Origin of the sequence: Desulfuromonas sp. CSMB_57 (genome assembly GCF_020194955.2) — a bacterium.
GTDB lineage: Bacteria > Desulfobacterota > Desulfuromonadia > Desulfuromonadales > Syntrophotaleaceae > JAFCIY02.
Genome location: NZ_JAFCIY020000023.1, coordinates 124,052 through 147,233 on the forward strand (window position 1 = coordinate 124,052; position 23,182 = coordinate 147,233).

Consider the following 23,182-nt stretch of genomic DNA (forward strand, 5'->3'; position numbering starts at 1 on the left):
ATGAATAAAAATTTTTTAGCGATAAATATCAAAAGGCTTTTTCTCCTGGTATTTTTTGCTTTTTTTGGTGGTTCTCCGATTTTGGCAGGGACCATTTCGCAAGCCCCCTTATTTATATCCGGGGCTGATATCGATCCTAATATTATGTTTATTATTGATGATTCAGGTTCAATGCAATGGGAGTTTATGCCTGATGAAACAATGCATTTTTCTATTTATGTTTTTCCTGTCGTAAACAATGTATATGGGGGATCTGTTTATACAAATCAGGTTCCAAATTTTGATGACAATAATCTCCATAATTTTTTTAGTCGTTCTAGTGAAAACAATAAGGTTTTTTACAATCCTGATATCACTTATAAACCATGGCATAATCATGATGGCACGCCAATGGCTGACGCAAACCCAACATGCGCCTACTATAATCCAGCTTCTACAGGCTTGGGCTGCATGAATCTGAAAGATCAAAACACAAAATATGCGCTCTGGTTTTATAATACAAGCAACCAAGATTTAAGTCAGGCATGGGGTAACTGGTCTAATCATACTTTTTGGCCTATCACCTACTATAATTATGTTGGCGGAAGTAGAACTTTGCGTTCCAGTTATACTCGGGTGCAAATCACGAGTTCTACGCCTTCCACGTCAACGTTTACCAGTCCAAACGGAACAATCCGCACCCGCGATCAGGAAATTCAGAATTTTGCCAACTGGTACCAATACTATCGTTCAAGGATTCTGGCTTCTCGCGCGGGTATCGGCAAGGCATTTGCCGCTCAGGGAGAGTCGATCAGGGTTGGTTTCGGTGCTATCAACAAGGAGGCCTCCTCTGTTGATAACGTAAGTACCACGACCATCATTCGTGGTGTGCGTCCCTTCAGTGGTTCCGATCGAGAGGATTTTTTTACCAGGCTCTACAACCACATTATCCCTACGTCGGGAACACCGTTGCGACGGGCTCTGGACGCTGCGGGACAATATTATATGCGAACCGACTCCCGTGGGCCATGCAGCACGACTCCTGGCCAATCCGGCGGGGATGATATCTCCTGTCGGCAGAACTACACGGTGCTTATGACTGATGGGTATTGGAACGGTTCTGCTGCTGCAACTGCGGCCGCGAGGGACAATGTCGATGGGCAGGCTGGTTCGTTGATTATCAATCCAAATCCGTCCAAAAGTAACTTTCAATATTCCCCGAAACCTCCCTATGAAGATGCCTGGTCCAATACTCTGGCCGATATTGCCATGTATTACTGGAACCGCGATCTGCGGCCGGACCTGGACAACAATGTGCCAACTTCTACCTCCAACGAAGCCTTTTGGCAACATATGGTCACCTTCGGAGTCGGTCTTGGGGTTGCCGGGACCCTCGATCCAGAAAATGATTTTGCCGGTCTGGTGGCCGGTACCACGCAATGGCCGCAGCCCTACGCAGATGCCGGCCCCGCCAACGTCGATGATCTATGGCATGCGTCGGTAAATAGTCGTGGCGGCTTTTTCAGTGCTGCCGATCCGGATGTGTTTGCCGAGCGTCTGGGGGAGACACTGGATAGCATTGTTTCCCAATCGATGGGGACAGCGGCGGCCATCGCTACCAACTCGACGCGTTTGGTGGATGGCGCCCTGATTTACCAGGCTAAATTCGATAGCACTGACTGGAGCGGTGAGTTGGTCTGTTATCGCCTGGACCCTGATACCGGCTATGTCGACGGTACGGCATGGACCACGGATGATGCGGGTAGGATTCCCAGTCATGAGTCACGCAGGATTTTCACGTGGAATGGGAGTGCAGGGCTCCAGTTCTCGGAGAGTTCCTGGGATTCTCTTTCGGTGGCCCAGCGTACCGCCTTACAGGCTGGTGGGACCGTACAGCAAGGAAAAGATCGCCTCAACTGGATTCGAGGTCAACAGAGCAAAGAAGAGGGCCAAGCTGGCGGATATTTGCGCAAACGTAGTAAAGTTTTGGGGGATATCGTCAATTCCGACCCGGTTGTAGTGGGTGTCCTAAATTTCCGATATGAAAACCTGCCGGCCGGGACGCCGGGACAAGATACCTATGCGGCTTTCGTCGAAGCCAACAAAACCCGCCGGCGGATGGTGTACGTCGGGGCCAATGACGGTATGCTGCATGCATTTGACGCCAATTCTGGTGAGGAGGTGTTCGCCTATGTCCCTGGGGGCGTGTACCAGAATCTGGCGTATCTGACCGATCCCGCCTACACCCATCGATATTACGTGGATGGCTCTCCCTTTGTCGGCGACGCCTATATCGATGGCCAATGGCGAACCATTCTGATCGGGACCCTCGGGGGCGGTGGGCGCAGCGTTTTTGCCCTGGATGTGACCGATCCGGATAACTTCAATGCCGGTAATGTAATGTGGGAATTTGCTGACCCCGAACTGGGGAATTCTTTTGCGCAGCCGGTGATCGGCAGGATGGCCAACGGTGCCTGGGCCGTGATTTTCGGCAACGGTTACGGCAGCAACCTTGGCGAATCCAGGTTGTTCATTCTCGACGTTAAGACTGGCGGCACAACGCTTAGAAGGGTAATCAGCGCCGGGACAGGTCCTGGAAATGGCCTTTCGACGCCGGCCATGGTGGCCAACAGCCAACGGACCCTGACCACCGGGTATGCCGGCGATCTCCTCGGCAATCTGTGGAAATTCGACCTTTCTCACGCCTCGAATACCGGCCAATGGAATGTAGCCTTTACCTCTGGCTCCAATCGCTATCCCTTATTCACCGCTCGATACGGAAGCACCCAGGTGCAACCGATTACGGCGCCGTTGGATATTGGGTTACATCCCAACGGCAATTACATGATCTATTTCGGCACCGGCAAATACTTCGAGGTCGGTGACAACCTGGTCGGCAGCAATCCGGATGTTCAGACCTTCTATGCCATCGAGGATACCGGCACCCGCATCTCCGTTTTGGATCGCAGCTCCCTCGTCAAGCAGGATATCCTGGCGGAAGTCACCTTTAGCGGGCTGACTTGGAGGATTACATCCCATAAGTCCGATGCCGCGTTTGCCGGCAAGCGGGGTTGGTACCTGGATCTCCTGACGCCGGTGAATGTGCGCAAGGGTGAGCGGGTGGTCAGCGTGCCTTTGCTACGGCATGGTCGCGTCATTTTCACTACCCTGATTCCATCCCAGGATCCCTGTTCGGCCGGCGGCAAAAGCTGGCTGATGGAACTCGACGCACGTACCGGAAATCGAGTTGGTTACGCGGTGTTTGACGTGAATCGGGACGGCCGGATCGATGCCTCGGATGTTGTGGCCTGGGGAACCGACAATGCCTCGAACTTCCCATCCGGCGTGCAGGTGGACGGCATCATCAAGACCGGTGCGGTGATCACTGCAGGAGCGACGGAAAAGAAATATTTCGGCAAATCGGATGGGGACCTGTTTATCGCAACCGAACCTACTGACCCGGATGGCGGTTATGGGCGCCGTTCCTGGCGGCAATTGAAATAAGGGAGGGACACATATGCGTCGAAATATCAGGGGCTTTTCCCTTATCGAGTTGCTAGTGGTTATGGCCATCCTCGGCATTCTCATGGCCATCGCCGTTCCCATGTACAACCAGTACCGCCGCCGGGCCAATCGCGCCGAAGGGCGCGCGACCCTGGTCGAGGCGGCGCAAATAGCCGAGCGGTCCTTCGTGCGCAATAATACCTACATGAATGTTACCATCGGCCCGAATGTTGCCGATGACATCCGCGATAGGTCCCCTCACGGCCTTTACGCTATCGCTTTTGTCAATCGTACGGCCACCACCTTTACCATCTCCGCCACTCCACAGGGTAGCCAGACCGGCGACGAATGCGGTCAGCTCACCATCAATCAGGCCGGCGCGCGCGGGGCGGCCCAGGACGGTTGCTGGTAGTTTGGTTCTGAAATATCCACCTTGCAACGGGCGACGCATGCGTCGCCCGTTGCCGTTTCCGCGCCTTTCCAGCTTTTTCCTTGCCACCTCCCTTCCGGCTTGCTTATAGTGAAACCTTTGAAGAACCCACACCTACCCAAGGGAGATGCAACGCATGGCTAAGATCGCTCCGTTTCGGGCTGTTCGTTACAATCTTGACAAGTTGGCCGATCCTGCCCGGGTCATGGCCCCTCCTTATGATGTTATTTCTCCCGAATTACAGGAAACTCTTTACCAGCGCAGCCCCTTCAACGTGGTCCGGCTGATCCTGGGCAAGACGGACCCGGCCGATACGGCGACGGACAACCGCTACACGCGGGCCGCGACCTTTTTTCGTCAGTGGCGGGAAGAAGGGGTGCTGGTCCGGGATGAAACCCCCTCCCTCTATCTCTATGACGAGGAATACCAGGCAACGGGCATCGGCAAGGTGGTGCGGCAGGGCTTCATTGCTCTGGCTCGTCTGGAGGATTTTGCTACCGGAGTGGTCAAGCCCCACGAGAAAACCCTGTCCGGTCCCAAGGCGGATCGTCTGGAACTGACCAAGGCCTGTCGGGCCAACTTCAGTCCCATTTTCGGCTTGTATTCCGATCCCTGCTGCGTACAGGAAGCCCTCACCTGGGAAATAAAGAAAAGGGTGCCGGATCTGGAGGTGATGGATGACGATGGCGTTGTTCACCGCCTCTGGCAGGTGACGGACCGCACCGTTTTCAAAAAGATTCGTGATATGCTCGACAATAAGCCGCTGTTCATCGCCGATGGCCATCATCGCTATGAAACGGCCCTGAATTATCGAAACTTGCGCCGCGACCAGGACCCGGATTTCAGCGGCAAGGAATTGTATAATTATGTCCTGATGTATTTCGCCAACATGGAAGACCAGGGCATGCTCATCTTCCCGACCCATCGCTTGGTGCATGGTCTGCAGGATTTTCGGCTGGAACCCTTGCTGACCTCAGTCGGTGAGTATTTTCAGGTCGAAGCGCATACCTTTGACCCGGATGACGCCGAATCCCGTCAGCAGATGCGTTCCCTGTTGCAACAGAGGGGGGAGGACAAAGTTGCGTTGGGCTTGTATGGCGGCGGCGATACATTGTACCTGTTGATCCTCAAGGACAAAAAACTCATGGACGGTTTTTTCGATGCCAAAACCTCCAAGGCCTTGCGCACCCTGGATGTTTCCGTCCTGCATCGGGTGGTTCTGGAAAAGGGGCTGCACATTTCCCTCGAAGCCCAGGAAGCGCAGACTCACCTCACTTATGTCAAGAACTTCGACGAACCCTTCAGCCTGGTGCGGTCCGGCCAATGCCAACTGGCTTTCCTGATGAATCCCACCCGCATGAGCCAGGTCCGGGATGTTGCCAATGCCGGCGAAAAAATGCCCCAGAAGTCGACCTATTTCTATCCCAAGTTGCTCACCGGTTTGGTGATCAATCCCATCGCCGACGGTGAAACGATCGAAGAATGAACGATATACGAATTATGAGTCTTCAGCCTTCACTCTTAAGCCTTCAGTCTGTAGTGCCTGGCTTTCTTCAGTCTTCAGCCTTCAGTCTTCAGTCTGTAGTGCCTGGCTTTCTTCAGCCTTCAGCCTTCAGTCTTCAGTCTGTAGTGCCTGGCTTTCTTCAGCCTTCAGTCTTCAGTCTTCAGTCTGTAGTTAACGTCTTCAGCCTTCGGACTGCCTTATAATGATTCCCACCCCGGATCTTCTCCTCGATTTGTTCAGGCGCCAAAAGGGCAAACCCCTTTCCGGGCGGCAGGTTCTGGCCCACTTCGACCTGGACCGAAAGGAACGCCAGGAGACCTTGGCGCTGCTTGATGCTCTGGTTGAGGAGGGATTGTTGCGACGGGCCCGCAAGGGGCACTACCTGGCGGCCCGTTCCGGGCAGGTGGTGACCGGCATCGTATCGGTGCATCGTGACGGTTACGGGTTTGTCGCGCCGGAACAAGGGCAGGGGTCGGATGTTTTCATCCCGGCCCGCTACTTGCGCGGGGTCATGAACGGCGATCGGGTCGCCATCCAGGTCGGTCCCGCGCCTCGCGGCGGCGTGCAGGGCCAGGTGGTTCGGGTGTTGAATCGTGCCCACCAGCAGTTGCTCGGCCGGTTGCAAGAGGGCGGTCGCCACGGGATGGTGATACCCAGCGATCCGGCCTTGTCCTTCGCCATTCCCCTGGCGGCCCCGCCGCCTGATAAGGCGCTCCCGGGATTCCTGGTTCTGGTGCGTATCGACCGCTATCCGGATCGCACCGGCGGTCCCTTGGGCACCGTGGTGGAGGTGTTGGGCGATCCCGCCGACCCGCAGGTCGAAATTCTCGCCATTGCCCACAAGTTTGACTTGCCCCATCGCTTTTCCCGGCAGGTTGAGGACCTGGCCCGCCAAATTCCGCAAGTCGTCACTGCTGCAGAGTGCCAGGGACGCACCGATCTCCGCCAACTCGACATTGTGACCATCGACGGCGAAACGGCCAAGGACTTCGACGACGCCGTCGCCGTAAAGCGCGAAGAGCGGGGCACGATTCGCCTGTGGGTGGCCATTGCTGATGTCGGCCACTATGTGCCGGAGGGCGGCCCCATCGACGTCGAGGCCCTGGAACGGGCCACCAGCGTCTATTTTCCCGGTGCCTGTCTCCCCATGCTGCCGGAAACGTTGAGCAACGGCATCTGTTCCCTGCGACCTGATGAGGATCGGTTGGCCTTGGTGGCCGAAATGCTCTTCAGTGGGGATGGTCGGAGACTGGAGGCCCGTTTTTATCCGGCTGTCATGCGCAGTTGTGCACGCCTGACCTATCGGGAAGTTGCCGCCGCCCTGGAGGATCGGCTTGACGCGGATTCCCCCTTGGTGCTGCGCCGTGACCAGTTTCAGGTCATGGCCGAATTGGCCGAACGTCTCATGGCCATGCGCCGTCGGCGCGGCAGTCTCGACTTCGATTTGCCGGAACCGGAAATCGTGCTGGATCTGCAGGGCCGTCCGGACCAGATCCTGCGCTCCGAGCGGACCTTGGCGCACCGCATCATCGAGGAATTCATGCTGGCCGCCAACGAGGCCGTGGCCGGTTTTCTGGCCGACCGGGAAATACCTCTGCTGTACCGCATCCACGAACCGCCGGAGCTGGAAAAATTGCAGCGATTCCAGGAATTCCTCAGCCATTTCAATATCGGTCTGGAGTTGCAGGATGACACCGTCAATCCGCGTGAATTGCAGGCGGTGCTGGACCGGGTGTCCGGTCATCCCGAGGAGCGGATGGTCAACCAGTTGTTGTTGCGCAGCATGCGGCAGGCCCGCTACAGTGAAGACAACGCCGGGCATTTCGGTCTGGCGGCGGACTGCTACTGCCATTTTACGTCACCCATACGCCGTTATCCCGACCTGGTGGTGCACCGCATCCTGCGCCAGGCCTTGTCCGAAGAGGGCGTTTCCGCCCGATTCAAGCAAAATCTCGAACGCAATCTGCCGGGTTTGGGCGAGGTAACGTCCCAACGTGAACGGCGCGCCATGGAGGCCGAGCGCGACAGCGTCGCCCTCAAGCGCTGCCAGTTCATGGAGGACAAGATCGGCGAGGAATTCGAAGCTTTGGTCGCCGATGTCCAGCCTTTCGGGTTTTTCGTGGAATTGATCGATGTTTTCGTCGAGGGTCTGGTGCATGTCAGCAGCCTGGATGACGATTATTATGAGTTCGAAGAACATCTCCACCGCCTTGTCGGTCAGCGCCGCCGGCGCCTGTTCCGCATCGGTGACGCGGTACGCGTGAAATTGGTTCGCGTCAATCTGGATCGACGTGAGCTCGACTTTGAGTTGATGTGAGGCAACCTTCAGTCTTAATATATGAAAATATTTCACAATCTCGACGAACTCAAAACTCCCCTCGAAAATGCCGTGCTCACCCTCGGCAACTTCGACGGCATCCATCTTGGCCACCGGGAAATTTTCCGCCGGGTGGTGCGCCGGGCGCGGGAAATCGGCGGCCAATCCGTGGTCTATACCTTTGTGCCTCATCCCCTCAAGATTTTGGCGCCGGAACACGCGCCCCCCCTCATCAACACCTACGATGAGAAAGAGATCCTCATCGAAGCCTCCTGTATCGATGTGTTGATCAGCGCGCCCTTCACCCGGGAACTGGCCAATCTGCCGGCTCATCGATTCGTGCGTGAAATTCTGGTGGAAAAGGTTGGCGTTTCCCATCTGGTGGTGGGTTACGATTACCTGTTCGGCAAGGATCGGTCCGGGGATGTGAATCTGTTGCGCCGCATGGGGGAATATCTCGGCTTTGCCGTCGAGGTACTGGATCCCATCCGGGAAAACGGCGAAGTCTACAGTTCCACCCGGGTCAGGAAGATGATTCGCGAGGGAGAGGTGCGGGCCGTGACCAAGGTGCTGGGACGCAATTACAACTTTTCCGGGCGGGTGGTGCATGGCTTCGGCCGCGGTTCGAAGCTGGGTTTTCCCACCGCCAATCTGGCCACGGACAAGGAGTTGCTGCCCTGTCCCGGCGTCTATGCGGTCAAGGTGAAGCGGGGCGAGGAGATTCTCGACGGGGTCCTCAATATCGGTCGCAATCCCACCTTCAATGCCGCCGGCCTGTTCATCGAAGTCCATCTGCTGGATTTCTCGGGCGACTTGTACGGCGAAGAACTACGGGTCTATTTCGTCGAGCGGTTGCGGGACGAGATCCGTTTCGCGGAACTGGAACAGCTCAAGCGTGCCATCAACAACGATATTGCCCGTGGCCGGGAAATACTGGCCGTGGCCCGACTGATCCAGTACCAGGAATATCTGGATTGCGGCCGTGGGCAGAGGGATTGCCCATGAACATCACCGGCGAAACCCGCGTTTTGGGGATCTTCGGCGATCCCGTCCGGCATTCCCTGTCGCCGGTGATGCAGAACGCCGCGTTGCAACGGGCCGGCATCGATGCCGTCTACCTGCCGTTCCGGGTGCGTAGCGAGGAATTGGCCGGCGCCGTCCAGAGCCTGCGGGCCCTGAATCTGTGGGGTGTCAACGTGACCATCCCCCACAAGGAACAGGTCCTGCCGTATCTGGATGCGCTGGATCCCCTCGCCGCCAGGATCGGCGCCGTCAACACCATTGTCAACCGGGATGGACTCCTGACCGGTTTCAATACCGATGCGCCGGGCCTGTTGGCTTCCCTGGCTGAAGATCTGGCTTTTTTGCCGGTTGGCCGTCGAGTGCTGCTGCTCGGTGCCGGCGGGGCGACCCGGGCCGCTCTGGTGGCTCTGGCTGAGGCCGGTGCCGTCTGGATCGGCGTCGCCAACCGTACCCGCGTGCGGGGCGAGCAACTGGTGGAAAATTTCCGGGCGGTCTTTCCGGGAACGGAATTTGCTGCGATGGGATTGTCGACGGCGGAGTTGGCAGGGGTTTTTCCCGCCGTCGACCTGGTGATCAACAGTACCTCCCTGGGTTTGCACGGGGAAGGTTTCGACGTTCTGCCCTGGCACCGCCTGGCCCCGCGGGCCGTGGTGCTGGACATGGTCTACAGCGCCGATTCGACGCCTCTGGTTGCCATGGCTCGTGAACACGGGTACCGGGTTGCGGATGGCCTCGGTATGCTGGTCGGCCAGGGCGAGGAGGCCTTTGCCCTGTGGACCGGGCGCCGGCCCGAACCGGGATTGATGAAAAGAACCCTTTATGATTGCCTGGGGGTGCAGAATTGGCATCTTGACAGCACATGAAGCCATCGTTAACATGCCGCTGAGGTTAGAGGTTTTTTTGTTTACGTTTTGAACCCCATTTAATGCTATGACGTCTTTTCTCTTTCGTGACCATAAACGTTTGATGACGCGCGGTAATTTGCTGCGATACATGCAGGAAAGGTAGCGGCATGACCGGTAGCAGACTTGGAGAATTGCTGGTTCGACATGGACTGGTAAGCGACCAGCAATTAAATCAGGCCCTGGAGGACCAGAAAAGCCAAGGCGGGCGTCTCGGCACCAGCCTGGTCAAGCTGGGGTTTGCCAAGGAGGAGGAGCTGTCGGCCTTTCTCGCCAAGCAGTACGGCATGCCGTCCATCAACCTGAGCGATTTCGAAATCGAACACGAAATCATTCGCCTGGTGGCTCCTGAAATCGCCCAAAAATACCAGGTGGTGCCCGTCAACCGGGCCGGCGCGAGCTTGATTGTGGCCATGAGCGATCCGTCGAACCTGTTCGCCATCGACGATCTCAAGTTCATGACCGGTTTCAACATCGAGGTGGTGGTGGCAACGGAGTCATCCATCAAGGCCGCCATCGACAAGTATTATGACCAGAGTTCTTCCCTGGCCATGGTCATGGACGACCTGGATGATATCGATCTCGAAGTCGTCGATGAACACGATGACGTCAACCTGCGCGATCTGGAACGGGCCACGGAAGATGCGCCGGTCGTCAAGCTGGTGAATTTCATTCTCACCGACGCCATCAAAAAGAAAGCTTCCGACATCCATGTTGAACCCTACGAAAAGGAATTTCGGGTTCGCTATCGCATTGACGGCGTGCTCTACGAGCAGATGAAGCCGCCCATGAAACTGCGGGCGGCCATTATTTCCCGCCTCAAGATCATGGCGGAAATGGATATCGCCGAGCGGCGCCTGCCCCAGGACGGCCGCATCAAGATCAAACTGCCCGGCGGCAAGGACATGGACTACCGCGTCAGCTGCCTGCCGACCCTGTTCGGCGAAAAGGTGGTCTGCCGTCTCCTGGATAAATCCAACCTGCAGTTGGACATGACCAAGCTGGGGTACGAGGAAAAGCCCCTCGGTTGGTTCAAGGAGGCCATCCACAAACCCTTCGGCATGGTGCTGGTCACCGGCCCCACGGGCAGCGGCAAGACCGTCTCCCTCTATTCCGCCCTGGCGGAACTTAACGACAGCACCCTCAACATTTCCACCGCTGAAGATCCGGTCGAATTCAACTTCGCCGGCATCAACCAGGTGCAGATGCACGAGGAGATCGGTCTCAACTTCGCCTCGGCTTTGCGCTCCTTTCTGCGTCAGGATCCGGACATCATCATGATCGGCGAGATCCGCGATTTTGAAACGGCGGAGATCGGCATCAAGGCGGCTTTGACCGGCCACCTGGTGCTTTCCACCCTGCATACCAACGATGCCCCCAGCACCATCAGCCGCATGCTGAACATGGGCATCGAGCCCTTTCTGGTGGCCTCGGCGGTCAATCTCATCACCGCCCAGCGTCTCGGCCGCCGCAATTGCAAGGAATGCAGCGAAGCCGAGGATATTCCCAAGCAGGCCCTCATCGAAGCCGGCGTGGCGCCGGAAGAGGTGGATCAGTACGTCTGTTATCGCGGCCGGGGTTGCCCGACCTGCAACAACACGGGCTACAAGGGCCGGGTCGGCATCTACCAGGTCATGCCCATGTTCGAGGAAATCCGGGAATTGGTGCTTTCCGGTGCCAACACCGCTGAAATCAAGCGGGAATCCATGCGCCTCGGCGTCAAGACCATGCGCCAATCGGCCCTGAGCAAGCTGAAGGAAGGCGTCACCTCCTTCGAAGAGGTATTGCGCTGCACCGTCGCCGACGACTGAGGGGGCGGTAGATATTAATCGGTTTCGCCGACGGCTGGCGTACTTCTTGCTATTAGTTGAACACCGAGCTGTAATTTGCAGGCTGGGTTTGAATTTTTCTTCAGCCTTCAGCCTTCAGCCTTCAGCCTGCTTTAAATGGAGCCAATCATGTCCGAAGAAGCGCCGGCCGTCAGCGTCGGCATCCGGGAGTTGCTCAAAACCATGGTGGAGATGGGGGCTTCGGACCTGCACATCACCACTGGAACACCGCCCCAGGTGCGTATCGACGGACAGATTCGCTCCCTGAAATTTCCGCCCCTGCAGCCGGCCGAGACCAAGCAGCTCTGCTACAGCATCCTTACCGATGCCCAGAAACGCAAGTTCGAGGAGGAAAGCGAACTGGACCTGAGTTTCGGCGTCAAGGGTCTGGCGCGATTCCGCGGCAACGTCTACCTGCAGCGCGGAGCCCTGGCCGGCGCCTTCCGCATGATCCCGTACAAGTTCATGACCTTCGAGGAATTGGGCCTGCCGCCGGTGGTGCGGGAAATCTCGCGCAAGCCGCGCGGCCTGGTGCTGGTCACGGGGCCGACGGGCAGCGGCAAGTCCACCACTCTGGCGTCCATCATCGATTCCATCAACATGGAGCGGCAGGAACACATCATCACCATCGAAGACCCCATCGAATATATCCACCCCCACAAGAACTGTATCGTCAACCAGCGGGAGGTGGGGGCGGATACCCATTCCTTCAAAAAGGCCCTCAAGTACATTCTGCGCCAGGATCCGGACGTGGTACTGCTGGGCGAGTTGCGGGACCTGGAAACCATCGAGGCGGCCCTGACCATTGCCGAGACCGGCCACCTCTGCTTCGCCACTCTGCACACCAACTCCTGCGTGCAGACCATCAACCGCATCGTCGATGTGTTCCCCACCAGCCAGCAGACCCAGGTGCGCACCCAGCTGTCCTTTGTGCTCGAAGGGGTGCTGTCCCAGACCCTGCTGCCCCGGGCCAGCGGTCACGGCCGGATTCTGGCTCTGGAGGTGATGGTGCCCAACACCGCCATCCGCGCTCTGATACGAGACGACAAGGTGCACCAGATCTACTCCCAGATGCAGATGGGGCAGGACAAGTTCGGCATGCAGACCATGAATCAGGCCCTGTTCCTGCTCTACCACAAAAAACAGGTCACCTTGGAGACCGCCCTGTCGCGATCCTCGGATCCGGACGAACTGCGGCAGATGATCGCCAATCCCAACGCCCACCTGCGGCGAATGCCGCATAAGGCAGGCTGAAGGCTGGGTAAGTGCAGACTGAAGGCTGAAGGCTGAAGGCTGAAGTGAAGGCGTAAAAAACAGGTTGAAAGCTGAGAAAAACAGGCTGAAGGCTGAAGACTGAAGACTGAAGTGAAGGCGTAAAAGGCAGGTTGAAGGCTGAGAAAAACAGGCTGAAGTCTTCAGTCTGCATCATTTTAAGACAACAGAGGGGGTTGGGCTGCGGCGGCGAGTAAGTCAGCGGAACACTGAGGCAAGAAGGTTTTACTTCAGCCTTCGGACTTCAGTCTTCAGCCTGCTTTACCCAGCCTTCAGCCTGATTTAAAGAGGTCCCAAATATGGCTAAATTCGCATGGGAAGGCAAGGTCCGCGGCGGTCAGGTGCAGAAGGGCGAGATGGAGGCTTCCAACGAGGCCGCCGTCATGGCCCAGTTGCGCCGTCAGGGCATCATGCCCACCAAGGTCAAGGAGCGCGGCAAGGGCCTGGACGTGGAACTCAAGATCCCCGGGTTCGGCGGCAAGGTCACCATCAAGGACAAGGTGGTGTTCACCCGCCAGTTCGCCACCATGATCGATGCCGGCCTGCCCCTGGTGCAATGCCTCGATATTCTCAGCCGTCAGCAGGACAACAAGCTTTTTAAAAAGGTGCTGGCCGAGGTCAAGGAGAGCGTCGAATCCGGTGCGACCTTTGCCGAGGCTTTGAAAAAGCATCCCAAGGTCTTTGACGAACTGTTCGTCAATCTGGTGGCCGCCGGCGAGGTCGGCGGTATCCTGGATACCATCCTCAACCGCCTGGCCGCCTACCTGGAAAAGGCCCACAAGCTGAGGAAACGGGTCAAGGGCGCCATGACCTATCCGGCCACGGTGGTCGGCATCGCTCTCATCGTCATCTCCGTCATTCTGATTTTCGTCATACCGGCATTCGAGAAGATGTTCGCCGACTTCGGCAGTTCCCTGCCGGTGCCGACCCAGATTGTCATCAATTTCAGCAACTTCGTTCGCAGCTATATTCTTGCCATTATCGGCGCCATTGTTGTCATCATCTTTCTCTTCAAACGTTTTTACGCCACGCCCCGGGGGCGGGAATTGGTGGATGCCTATGCTCTGCGACTGCCGGTGTTCGGCGTCCTCATCCGCAAGGTGGCGGTGGCCAAGTTCTCCCGTACTCTCGGCACCATGATTTCCAGCGGTGTGCCGATTCTCGATGGTTTGGATATCGTGGCCAAGACCGCCGGCAATCGCACCATCGAGAAGGCCATCTATAACGTCAAGCAGAGCATCAGCGAGGGCAAGACCATTGCCGAACCCCTGGAAAAAACCAGCGTTTTCCCACCCATGGTCTGCCAGATGATTGCGGTCGGGGAGCAGTCCGGTTCCATCGACGCCATGCTGGCCAAAATCGCCGACTTCTACGACGACGAGGTGGATGAAGCCGTCGGCAACCTGACCGCCATGATGGAGCCCATGCTGATGCTGTTTTTGGGCACCACCGTCGGCGGTCTGGTTATTGCCATGTACCTGCCCATCTTCAAGATTGCCGGAGCCGTGGGCGGCTGACCGTGATGACCCATGGCCTGCCCGGCCTGAATCAGGACGAGGGCTACCGCCGCCTGCTGCAGGGCTACCTGGCTCTGCGGGTGCTGGTGCTGACCCTGCTGCTGGGCGGCACTCTGCTGTACCAGGTCAAAGGCCGGCCGCCCGGACATTGGCCGGATCCCCAATATCTGTACTCCCTCATCGCCGCTTCCTACCTGCAGGCCCTGCTGTCCCTGCTGGCATTGCGTTGGTTGCGGCGTTTCCGCGGCCTGGTTCAGGTTCAGATTGCCTGGGATCTGCTGTTCATCACCGCCATTCTCTATCTGACCGGCGGTATCGATAGTCCCTTCCCCTTTCTTTTCCTGCTGGTGATTCTCAGCGCCGCGCTGTTGCTGACCCGGCGCGATGTACTGATTGTCGCCGCCGCCGCCGCCATCCTCTATGGCAGCCTGGTGGATTTGCAGTATTTCGGATTCCTGCCGGTACTGCCCGGCATCTCCTTTGTGGAACGGGTGGCGCCATACCGGGCCCTGTATGCCGTCTTTGTCCACGTTTCGGCTTTTTTCGCCATGGCCATGCTGGCCGCCAGCCTGGTCGGACGCCTGCGTTACAGCGAAGTTGCGCGCCGGCAGGCCGAGGATGACTTTGCCCAATTGGGGCTGCTCAACCGCACCATTCTGGCCAACATGCCCAGCGGACTGATGATTATCGACCTCGAGGGACGCGTACAATCGGTGAATCCGGCGGCGGAGGAAATGTTGGGCGTGACCCTGGAGCAGTTGAAGGACCATCCTGCCGGTCGATTTTTCCCGGCTCTGGAAGTGCCTCAGGAGGGGCGTTTTCGACTGGTGGAGCGGGCCGAAGGCACCTTGTGCAACGGCAGCGGGCTGACCCGGCCCATCGGTTACAACACCTCATTGGTCAATGATCCGGACGGCAAATTGCGCGGCCTGCTGGTGACTTTTCAGGATCTCAGTCGCCTCAAAGAGATGGAAGAGCGTCTCAAGCGCGCCGATCGTCTGGCGGCCGTCGGTCATCTCGCCGCCGGCATGGCCCACGAGATCCGCAATCCCCTGGCCTCCATCAGCGGCTCGGTGCAACTCCTTTCCGAAAGCCTGGCCGCCGGCGAGGAGGATCGTCACCTGCTGGCCATCGTGGTGCGCGAAGCCGATCGCCTCAACAAACTGCTGAGCGATTTTCTGCAGTTCGCCCGTCCCGTGCGCCCGGACCAAGCGCCCTTTGAGCCTGCTGCCATGCTGGATGATTTGCAGGGTCTGGTCGGGGGCGACCCACGTTTTACGCACATCACATTGCAGGTGGATGCGCCATGCGGAGAAGTGCTGCTGGGTGACCGTCGGCAATTGCAGCAGGCCCTCTGGAATCTGCTCATCAATGCCGCCGAAGCCATGCCGTCGGGGGGCGCCCTGCGCCTGGCCTACGAGCCCCAAACCCAAAGTCTCATCGTCGAGGACAGCGGCCACGGCGTGGCCGATGCCCTGCGGGAAAAAATCTTCGATCCCTTTTTCACCACCAAGGATCACGGTACCGGCCTGGGATTGGCCACCGTCTATGCCATCGTGACCGCCCATGGCGGCACCCTCGATCTGGGCACCAGTCCCCTGGGAGGCGCGAAGTTTATAATCAGACTGAAGGCTGAAGGCTGAAGGGTAATCATTAAAGGCATTGGCAAGCCCATTAAAATATGTAAAATGGGCTTGCTGAGCTACAGGTGACGAGAAGGCCCATGCCTTGGCTGTAAAGTTTTTACCTTCAGTCTTCGGACTTCAGTCTTCAGTCTGACGTGAAGCAGTCCGAAGGCTGAAGTCCGAGGACTGAAGAAAAGTCATATAAAGCATTGGCAAGACCATTAAAATCTGTACAATGACAATCTGAATCTCTGGTGGCGGGAAGGCCCTCGTCTTGGCTGTCGAGTTTTTACCTTCAGTCTTCGGACTTCAGTCTTCAGTCTGAGGTGAAGCAGTCTGAAGACTGAAGTCCGAAGACTGAAGGGTAATCAATAAAGGCATTGGCAAGCCCATTAAAATCTGTACAATGACAAATTGAACATCTGGTGGCGGAAAGGCCCTTGTCTTGGCTGTTGAGTTTTTTCCTTCAGCCTTCGGACTTCAGTCTTCAGTCTGCCTCCAACCCCGGAGGAAAAACCTTGCCCGAAAAAGCCCATCGCATCCTGGTCGTTGACGACGAAGAAAGCATGCGGGAGTTTCTGTCCATCCTGCTGCGGCGGGACGGTTATCAGGTGGAAACCGCCGTGGACGGAGCGCAGGCCGTGGCCTGCCTGCGGGACGGGCATTTCGATCTGGTGATCAGCGATGTCAAGATGCCCCGGCTGGATGGTTTCAGTCTGCTGGAGCATGTCATGGCCCGTGCTCCGGGCACCGCCGTCATCATGATCACCGCCTTCTCCAATACCGAACAGGCCGTCGAGGCCATGAAGAAGGGCGCCTACGATTACATCACCAAGCCCTTCAAGAACGACGAAATCCGCCTCATTGTCCAGAACGCCCTGGAACGCATGGAATTGCGCAAGGAGAACCGGCAGCTCAAGCGCGAACTGGAGCAGCGATTTTCCTTCGGCAGCATCATCGGCAAGAGCCGTCCCATGCAGGCGGTGTATGATCTCATCGAAAAGGTGGCCGGCAGCCGGGTCAATATTCTGGTCACCGGCGAGAGCGGCACGGGCAAGGAACTGGTGGCCAAGGCCATCCATTTCAACAGCGAGCGCCGGGACCAGCCCTTTGTGGCCATCAACTGCGGCGCCATCCCCGAGAATCTGCTGGAAAGCGAACTGTTCGGCCATGAAAAGGGTTCCTTCACCGGCGCCGTGGCCCAGAAGGCCGGCCTGTTCGAGGTGGCCGACGGCGGTACCCTGTTCCTCGACGAGATTGCCGAATTGCCGGCCATGATGCAGGTCAAGCTGCTGCGGGTGCTGCAGGAGCGGGAACTGCGCCGGGTCGGCGGCACCCGCACCCTGCCCGTGGACGTGCGCCTGGTGGCGGCCACCAACAAGGATCTGAACCGCCTGGTTTCTTGCGGCCAGTTCCGCGAGGATCTTTTCTACCGCCTCAACGTCATCCAGTTGGCCCTGCCGGCCCTGCGCGAGCGGCGCGAGGACATCCCCCTGCTGGTGGAGCATTTTCTCGGCAAATACAGTCCGACCGTGTCCCTGACCCTTGCCGACGGCGTCCTGCGCCGCCTCCTCGATTACGGTTGGCCGGGCAATATCCGTGAGTTGGAGAACACCATCGAGCGTTGCGTGGTGCTGTGCGGCGACGGGGCCATCACCGTCGACAGCCTGCCAGGCCATATCCGGACCGGCGCCGATCCGGTGGAGGCCCCCATGCAGGATCTGCCGGAAGAGGGGCTCGATCTTGACAACTACCTCGGCAATATCGAAAAAAGCATTCTCCTCAAAGCCCTCGACCGCACCGGCGGCATCCGCAAGCGCGCCGCCGAGTTGCTGGGCATTTCCTTCCGCTCCATTCGCTATCGTTTGGCCAAGTACGGGTTGGAGGTGGGGGAAGAGGAGTAGGGCCTTGGTGCCAAAAAACGTCACTCATATTGACGCGCATTGTTGCTCCCCGGCCGGACTATCTGTTAAACTGCTTCGCGCTTGCCGGGCCGTTTGGCTAATGGGCCGAAGATTCAAGCTTTTTTATTTATTTTTGGATTTTGGAAAATTTGGCACGGCCGCTGCAAGTTAATTTGGCCAAGCGGAACGATTTTCCCGTTCATTCATCCGGTGCCGAATCTACGGTTCCGAACACTCAACCATTTGAAAGGAGTTTCATCATGTTCAAGGCGCTTCGTAAGAGCGAGAAGGGTTTCACCCTCATCGAGCTGTTGATCGTCGTCGCGATCATCGGCATCCTGGCCGCCATCGCCATCCCGCAGTTCGCGGCTTATCGGCAGCGGGCCTACAACTCTGCGGCCCTGTCGGACCTCAACAATCTGCAAAAGTCCCAGGCTGCCTTTTTCAGTGATTGGCAGACTTTTGGTCAGAGTGCGCTTGGTGCTAATGAGGCTGGTGCTGCTGCTGTTTCAGGAGCAAATACCGGAGTCCTGCTTACTGGGCCCGGCGCAGGCAATGCGTTGCCGTTTATTGCAGGGGGCCTCAACGGCGCCACGAATGCCATGCGCATTGGTTTGAGCAACAATGTCAACTTGGTGGCTCATACGCTTGCAACCGGTACTGGTTTCAATGCAACTAGTAAGCATCTTCAAGGGATTAATTTCTACGGCATTGATAGCGACATTACCGCTCAATATCAGGTTCGTTCCACTGCTGGTCCTGGGGCAATGGCACTCGCTGTGTGCCCGAACGTGACAGCAGCAGATGACTTTACCGGTGTCACCCCGGCTGGTGGCGCTGCTGCATGGTCCATGATGTAATCAGTATGGATACTAAAAAGGGCCGGCAATATGCCGGCCCTTTTTAGTTTAAATTAGAGTTCTTGTTGGTGATGTTTGCGGATTCGTTTTTCTTTTTAAAGAAACTTCTTAGAATGCTGTCTGAATGCTAATGGACTTTTGGGGAGGAAAAGGTGGTCAGTGGCAGTGCGCAAACAGAAAATATTGAAGGAAAATTTGATAGGGTCAGTTTGGGAATCGAGGGTTTTACCCTGATTGAATTGATCCTAGTCGTGCTGATAATTGCCATACTTGCCTCCCTTGCCATTCCTCGCTATCAGGAGTTAACTGCAAGAGCTCAAAACGGATCTGCAATGGCGGACTTGGGCCAGTTATGTGTTGCTGAGGCGGCTTTTTTTAGCGATTTTCAGCAATATGGTCGCAGCAATAATGCTAGCGCTGCCGCTTCACACGGCCTTGGGGTTATACTTATTGGCCCATCAAATACAGCCGTGATTGCGGGGCCTGTCCAATTTTCACCCGTTGGATTGAGTACGGGCGTTCATTTGGTAGCACATACCAACGCGCCTGACGGAACTCATTTTGGTGCCATGGTAAAGCATATGGGGGGTACTCGCATATTTGGCGCAGATAATGCTGCCAGTGGTTTATATCAACGACCAGGGCAGCGCGGTCAAACGTTGGCTGAGGCCGGAATTGCTCTGGTAGTAACTGACATGGATGATTTGGCCGGGAACGGTTGGGAAAATTTGTAAATTATTGATAGTAGGATAGGTGATGGTTTCAATCCAAGGAATAAGTAAAACCTTTCGCGAAGGGTTAAGCAGTCGAAAGGTTCAAGCTTTGCAAAGATTGACTTTGGAGATTGCGAGTGGTGAGGTGTTCGGCTTTCTCGGCCCCAACGGCGCCGGAAAGTCGACCTCCATCAAGGTGCTGCTCAATCTCATCCGGCCCGACGACGGCAAGGCTACTATTCTTGACCGCGACGTTTCGGACCGGCGGGTAAGGCGGCAGGTCGGCTACCTGCCGGAAAACCCCTATTTTTATGACTACCTTAACGCCGACGAACTGCTCTGGTTCGGTGGCCGTTCCTCCGGCATGACCGCCGACGATCTGCGTCACAAGACTCCGGCGTTGTTGGAACGGGTCGGTTTGCTGGAGGCCCGTAAACGGCCCCTGCGTACCTATTCCAAGGGCATGGTGCAGCGCGCCGGGCTGGCCCTGGCCTTGATCCACGATCCGGCCGTGGTGATACTCGATGAACCCATGAGTGGTCTCGACCCCGTCGGTCGCAAGATGGTCGGGGACCTGATCCTGGATCTCAAGCATCAGGGCAAGACGGTCTTTTTCTCCTCCCACATCCTCAATGACATCGAGCGGTTCTGCGACCGCATCGGCATCATTGCCGGTGGTCGCCTGCGCCTGGTAGGCGAGTTGGATAAGGTGGTACCGGCCGGCGAAACTCTGGAAGGACTGTTTCTGCGCGCCATTGCCGATGATTTTGGAGGATTGCCGTCATGAGACCCCTTTGGCCCCTGGCCGTCATCACCTTCAAGGAGGGTATCCGCAACCGGGCCCTGTACGGTATCTTTCTGCTGGCCCTGCTGCTGTTCGTCGCCAACTTTCTGATCTGCGGGATGATCATGCAGGAGGTCGGCAAGGTGGCGGTGGATGTGGCTTTGTCGGCGGTGTCCTTTTCCGGTCTGCTTCTGGTGCTGTTCGTGGGCATCAACCTGTTGGCCAAGGATCTGGACCGCCGCACCATCTACATGGTGTTGGCGCGGCCTATTTCCCGGCGGCATTATATCTGGGGCAAGTTCCTGGGCATGGCCATGCTCATCGTCACGGCCACCGCCATGCTGGGAGGCTGCGCCCTGCTGTCCATCGGCTCCGTCAGGTGGGCCTTCCCCAGCTATTTCCCGCGATTCGCCTGGAGCCCCGTTCTGTTGGCCCTGATGCTCATCACCCTGATGCTGGTATTGCTGGCCGGAATGAGTTTTCTGTTTGCGTCCTTTGCCACCAGTTCCTTCGTGACCCTCATTCTGACGGTGGTCAGTTATCTCATCGGCCATGGCGTGGCGGCCATCAAGGCCCTGGTGGAGTCGCCGGCGGCGGTGGGCATCGAGGTGTCCGCCACCACGGTGCGTGTGGTGAAGGCGGCCTATTACCTGTTTCCCAACCTGTCCCTGTTCGACATCAAGGTCCAGGCGGCCCATAATTTGCCGGTGTCCTGGACCTACCTGGCAGGAACCGTGGCCTATGGCCTGTTTTATACGGCCCTGTCCGTCACCCTGGCCGGCCTGGTGTTTTCGCGGAGGGAATTTCCGTGAGACGCCTGCTGGCGACCCTGGTGCTGGTGGCGGCTCTGGCCGCGGGTCAGGTCGCAACCCTGTGGTGGGCGGCCGGCGCCCGACAGGATTTGCCCTTGCCGGAGGATCACAGCTACGTGTTGCCGGGGCCCCTGTTGCGGGTGGTGGCGGGAGAATTCCGCGGTCTGGCGGCGGATTTCTGTTTTCTGCAGGGTTTGACCGCTTACGGAAAACTCCTTGAAAGTGCCGGGCCAAGCCAGGCTCGGGACAGTGATTGGCAGCGGGTCTACCGGCTTCTCGACGCGGCCACGGATTTGGATCCCTATTTTTTCGACCCTTATTATTTCGGTAATGCGGTTTTGAGTCGCAATCCGGAAATGATTCCGCGTATCAACCAGTTGCTGGAGAAGGGCCTGGAGTGGCGGGACTGGGACTGGTTGCTGCCCTTTTATCTCGGATTCAATCATTTTTATTACCTGCAGGACAGCGGTCGCGCCTCCGAATATCTCATGCTAGGCGCTCAACGTCCCGACGCCATGCCGCTGCTGGCCACCCTGGCTGCCCGGTTGGCCTACCAGGAAAACCGCACCGAAAATGCCATTGTTTTTTTGCGCGGTATTCTCAGCCGGACCGAGGATGAACGCACCCGGGAGTTGTACCAGGTGCGCCTGGAGGCGCTGGAAAAGATCCATTATCTGGAGCAAGCCGTACTGGTCTACCGACAACATTACGGGGAAATGCCCGGGACTTTGAATGTCTTGCAGGAAAGAGGAGTGATTTCAGCCATTCCCGAAGACCCTTATGGAGGGACCTTCTATCTGGATGCGGACGGCAGCGTGAAATCCACCAGCGAACTGACCTATGCCAAAGGTGGCACTTCGAACGAAATTCCTGCCAACTGAAAACCCTTGAATTTTCCTGGCGTGGCTGGCTGAGGTTTCCCATGGTGGGGTTCCCTCATCATGCTTGTAGAAATTTTCTCCTTCATCCTTCCTTGAAAAATGTTCACCAGCGGTAACAGGATTCTTTCGGCCGGGATTTCTATTGCGCATCCCGCAAGCGCATGGCATTGTTGATGCAATTAAGTCCGGTGTCCCGCCATATGGGGCGGGATTGCTGACTGTCAGAACGTGGAGTGGAAAATATGGCATTTTTATACAGTCCGGTAACCATTTTCATCCTCGGGGCCGTCATCGGTTCCTTCCTCAATGTCTGCATCGCCCGCATCCCTGAGGGCCTTTCCATCGTTTCGCCGGCCTCCCGCTGCCCCCATTGCCAGGCCCCCATCCGCTGGTACCAGAATATTCCCATCCTCAGTTTTCTGGCCCTGCGCGGCCGCTGCGCCGCTTGCGGAGCGGCCATTTCCTGGCGTTATCCCCTGGTCGAGGCACTCACCGGCGGTCTGTTCGTGCTGGTGGTGCGCAGTTTCGGTTTGTCCTGGGTGGGGCTGGTTTACCTGGTCTTCGTGGCGGCCCTAGTGGTCATTACCTTTATCGATCTGGATCACCGCATCATCCCCGATGTCATCAGCCTGCCCGGCATCGTGGTGGGACTGTTGGCGGCTTTGGTGGTGCCCTGGCTGACCTGGTGGGCGGCGCTGCTCGGAGTTTTGCTCGGTGGAGGCATTCTGTTCCTGGTGGCCTGGGGCTATGAAAAGCTGACCGGCGTCGAGGGCATGGGTGGCGGTGATGTCAAACTGTTGGCCATGATGGGCGCGTTTTTGGGCTGGCAGGCGGTGCTGCCGGTCATCTTCCTCAGTTCCCTGGCCGGAACCCTGGTGGGGGTGCCCCTGATGCTGGTCAAGCGCACCGGCGGCAAGCTGGCCATTCCCTTCGGACCTTTTCTGGCACTTGGCGCAGTCATTTACCTGTTCTGGGGTCAGGAGATCATCGATTGGTACCTTGTCACCGTGGGGATGGAGCCACGGATGCAACTCGGGCGCTGATAGGGGATGGGGGAACTCTTTTGATAAGACGGGATATGGGAAGAATCCATTAAGGCGAGATTTTCCTTCAGTCTTCAGTCTTCAGTCTTCAGTCTTCAGTCTTCCCCCCCCTCCCCAATATCTGGCACCCTGCCGGGTCTCGCCTACAGCATGTAGATGGGGCATTGCCATTGATCCCAATCCTCGAAAGTCCATTAAATTATTTTGTTGACACTATTGTTGCCACACCTATAATTAACCCAGAATTTTCGATACGTTTTGTGGACGAAGTGGTGGCGATAAA

At 57.2% G+C, this 23,182-nt stretch carries 17 protein-coding genes; all 17 read left to right on the top strand.

The features are described from left to right. The 17 genes from JQN68_RS06670 (at position 1) to JQN68_RS06750 (ending at position 22,899) form a co-directional block, all read left to right on the top strand. A complete protein-coding gene (locus JQN68_RS06670; RefSeq protein ID WP_249621074.1) occupies positions 1–3,483 on the top strand; it encodes a pilus assembly protein in 3,483 nt (1,160 codons plus the stop codon). A gap of 13 nt (positions 3,484–3,496) precedes the next feature. Next, positions 3,497–3,895 carry a type IV pilin protein gene (locus JQN68_RS06675; RefSeq protein WP_225073681.1) on the top strand — a complete coding sequence of 133 codons (399 nt, stop codon included), beginning with the start codon at positions 3,497–3,499 and terminating at the stop codon, positions 3,893–3,895. A 154-nt stretch (positions 3,896–4,049) separates the two neighbouring features. Beyond that, complete coding sequence (locus JQN68_RS06680; RefSeq protein ID WP_225073682.1) at positions 4,050–5,399, top strand: DUF1015 domain-containing protein; 1,350 nt, start codon at positions 4,050–4,052, stop codon at positions 5,397–5,399. A 220-nt stretch (positions 5,400–5,619) separates the two neighbouring features. Next, complete coding sequence (gene rnr / locus JQN68_RS06685; protein ID WP_225073683.1) at positions 5,620–7,734, top strand: ribonuclease R; 2,115 nt, start codon at positions 5,620–5,622, stop codon at positions 7,732–7,734. A 21-nt stretch (positions 7,735–7,755) separates the two neighbouring features. After that, complete coding sequence (locus JQN68_RS06690) at positions 7,756–8,739, top strand: bifunctional riboflavin kinase/FAD synthetase (RefSeq protein WP_225073684.1); 984 nt, start codon at positions 7,756–7,758, stop codon at positions 8,737–8,739. After that, the gene (aroE, locus tag JQN68_RS06695; RefSeq protein ID WP_225073685.1) at positions 8,736–9,620 is read left to right on the top strand and encodes a shikimate dehydrogenase; all 885 of its coding nucleotides are present in this window, start codon (positions 8,736–8,738) and stop codon (positions 9,618–9,620) included. Before JQN68_RS06690 ends, aroE begins: the two co-directional genes overlap by 4 nt. A 149-nt stretch (positions 9,621–9,769) precedes the next feature. Continuing rightward, the gene (pilB, locus tag JQN68_RS06700; RefSeq protein WP_225073686.1) at positions 9,770–11,470 is read left to right on the top strand and encodes a type IV-A pilus assembly ATPase PilB; all 1,701 of its coding nucleotides are present in this window, start codon (positions 9,770–9,772) and stop codon (positions 11,468–11,470) included. A gap of 147 nt (positions 11,471–11,617) precedes the next feature. Next, positions 11,618–12,742, top strand: coding sequence for a type IV pilus twitching motility protein PilT (locus JQN68_RS06705; protein WP_249621075.1), 1,125 nt, complete (start codon positions 11,618–11,620; stop codon positions 12,740–12,742). A gap of 317 nt (positions 12,743–13,059) precedes the next feature. After that, positions 13,060–14,277, top strand: coding sequence for a type II secretion system F family protein (locus tag JQN68_RS06710; protein WP_225072849.1), 1,218 nt, complete (start codon positions 13,060–13,062; stop codon positions 14,275–14,277). Between the two features lie 5 nt (positions 14,278–14,282). After that, on the top strand, positions 14,283–15,920 hold the full coding sequence (locus JQN68_RS06715) for a two-component system sensor histidine kinase NtrB (protein ID WP_225072895.1): 1,638 nt from the start codon (positions 14,283–14,285) through the stop codon (positions 15,918–15,920). 500 nt (positions 15,921–16,420) lie between these two features. Next, a complete protein-coding gene (locus tag JQN68_RS06720) occupies positions 16,421–17,806 on the top strand; it encodes a sigma-54-dependent transcriptional regulator (RefSeq protein WP_283775415.1) in 1,386 nt (461 codons plus the stop codon). A gap of 260 nt (positions 17,807–18,066) precedes the next feature. Continuing rightward, entirely contained in the window at positions 18,067–18,666 is a 600-nt protein-coding gene (locus JQN68_RS14850; protein ID WP_283775416.1) for a type IV pilin protein, read from the top strand. 152 nt (positions 18,667–18,818) lie between these two features. Beyond that, positions 18,819–19,400 (top strand): type IV pilin protein, encoded by a 582-nt coding sequence (locus JQN68_RS14620; protein WP_349632302.1) that lies wholly within the window; start codon positions 18,819–18,821, stop codon positions 19,398–19,400. A 22-nt stretch (positions 19,401–19,422) separates the two neighbouring features. Further along, positions 19,423–20,166, top strand: a complete 744-nt coding sequence (locus JQN68_RS06735; RefSeq protein WP_225072851.1) for an ABC transporter ATP-binding protein — start codon at positions 19,423–19,425, stop codon at positions 20,164–20,166. Then, positions 20,163–20,975, top strand: coding sequence for an ABC transporter permease (locus tag JQN68_RS06740; RefSeq protein ID WP_225072852.1), 813 nt, complete (start codon positions 20,163–20,165; stop codon positions 20,973–20,975). The genes JQN68_RS06735 and JQN68_RS06740 overlap by 4 nt, the downstream gene beginning before the upstream one ends. Then, a complete protein-coding gene (locus JQN68_RS06745) occupies positions 20,972–21,856 on the top strand; it encodes a hypothetical protein (RefSeq protein WP_225072853.1) in 885 nt (294 codons plus the stop codon). The genes JQN68_RS06740 and JQN68_RS06745 overlap by 4 nt, the downstream gene beginning before the upstream one ends. Before the next feature lie 242 nt (positions 21,857–22,098). After that, positions 22,099–22,899: a prepilin peptidase gene (locus JQN68_RS06750; protein WP_249621077.1), complete on the top strand. Its 801-nt coding sequence runs from the start codon at positions 22,099–22,101 to the stop codon at positions 22,897–22,899. Positions 22,900–23,182 lie beyond the last annotated feature (283 nt).

Bases quoted from the DNA above. Each gene is read 5' to 3' on its own strand.
- JQN68_RS06735 (WP_225072851.1), top strand. From the start codon at position 19,423: ATGGTTTCAATCCAAGGAATAAGTAAAACCTTTCGCGAAGGGTTAAGC.
- aroE (WP_225073685.1), top strand. From the start codon at position 8,736: ATGAACATCACCGGCGAAACCCGCGTTTTGGGGATCTTCGGCGATCCC.
- JQN68_RS06675 (WP_225073681.1), top strand. From the start codon at position 3,497: ATGCGTCGAAATATCAGGGGCTTTTCCCTTATCGAGTTGCTAGTGGTT.
- JQN68_RS06715 (WP_225072895.1), top strand. From the start codon at position 14,283: ATGACCCATGGCCTGCCCGGCCTGAATCAGGACGAGGGCTACCGCCGC.
- JQN68_RS06690 (WP_225073684.1), top strand. From the start codon at position 7,756: ATGAAAATATTTCACAATCTCGACGAACTCAAAACTCCCCTCGAAAAT.
- JQN68_RS06680 (WP_225073682.1), top strand. From the start codon at position 4,050: ATGGCTAAGATCGCTCCGTTTCGGGCTGTTCGTTACAATCTTGACAAG.
- JQN68_RS06740 (WP_225072852.1), top strand. From the start codon at position 20,163: ATGAGACCCCTTTGGCCCCTGGCCGTCATCACCTTCAAGGAGGGTATC.
- pilB (WP_225073686.1), top strand. From the start codon at position 9,770: ATGACCGGTAGCAGACTTGGAGAATTGCTGGTTCGACATGGACTGGTA.
- JQN68_RS06705 (WP_249621075.1), top strand. From the start codon at position 11,618: ATGTCCGAAGAAGCGCCGGCCGTCAGCGTCGGCATCCGGGAGTTGCTC.
- JQN68_RS06750 (WP_249621077.1), top strand. From the start codon at position 22,099: ATGGCATTTTTATACAGTCCGGTAACCATTTTCATCCTCGGGGCCGTC.
- JQN68_RS06670 (WP_249621074.1), top strand. From the start codon at position 1: ATGAATAAAAATTTTTTAGCGATAAATATCAAAAGGCTTTTTCTCCTG.
- JQN68_RS14850 (WP_283775416.1), top strand. From the start codon at position 18,067: ATGTTCAAGGCGCTTCGTAAGAGCGAGAAGGGTTTCACCCTCATCGAG.
- JQN68_RS06710 (WP_225072849.1), top strand. From the start codon at position 13,060: ATGGCTAAATTCGCATGGGAAGGCAAGGTCCGCGGCGGTCAGGTGCAG.
- rnr (WP_225073683.1), top strand. From the start codon at position 5,620: ATGATTCCCACCCCGGATCTTCTCCTCGATTTGTTCAGGCGCCAAAAG.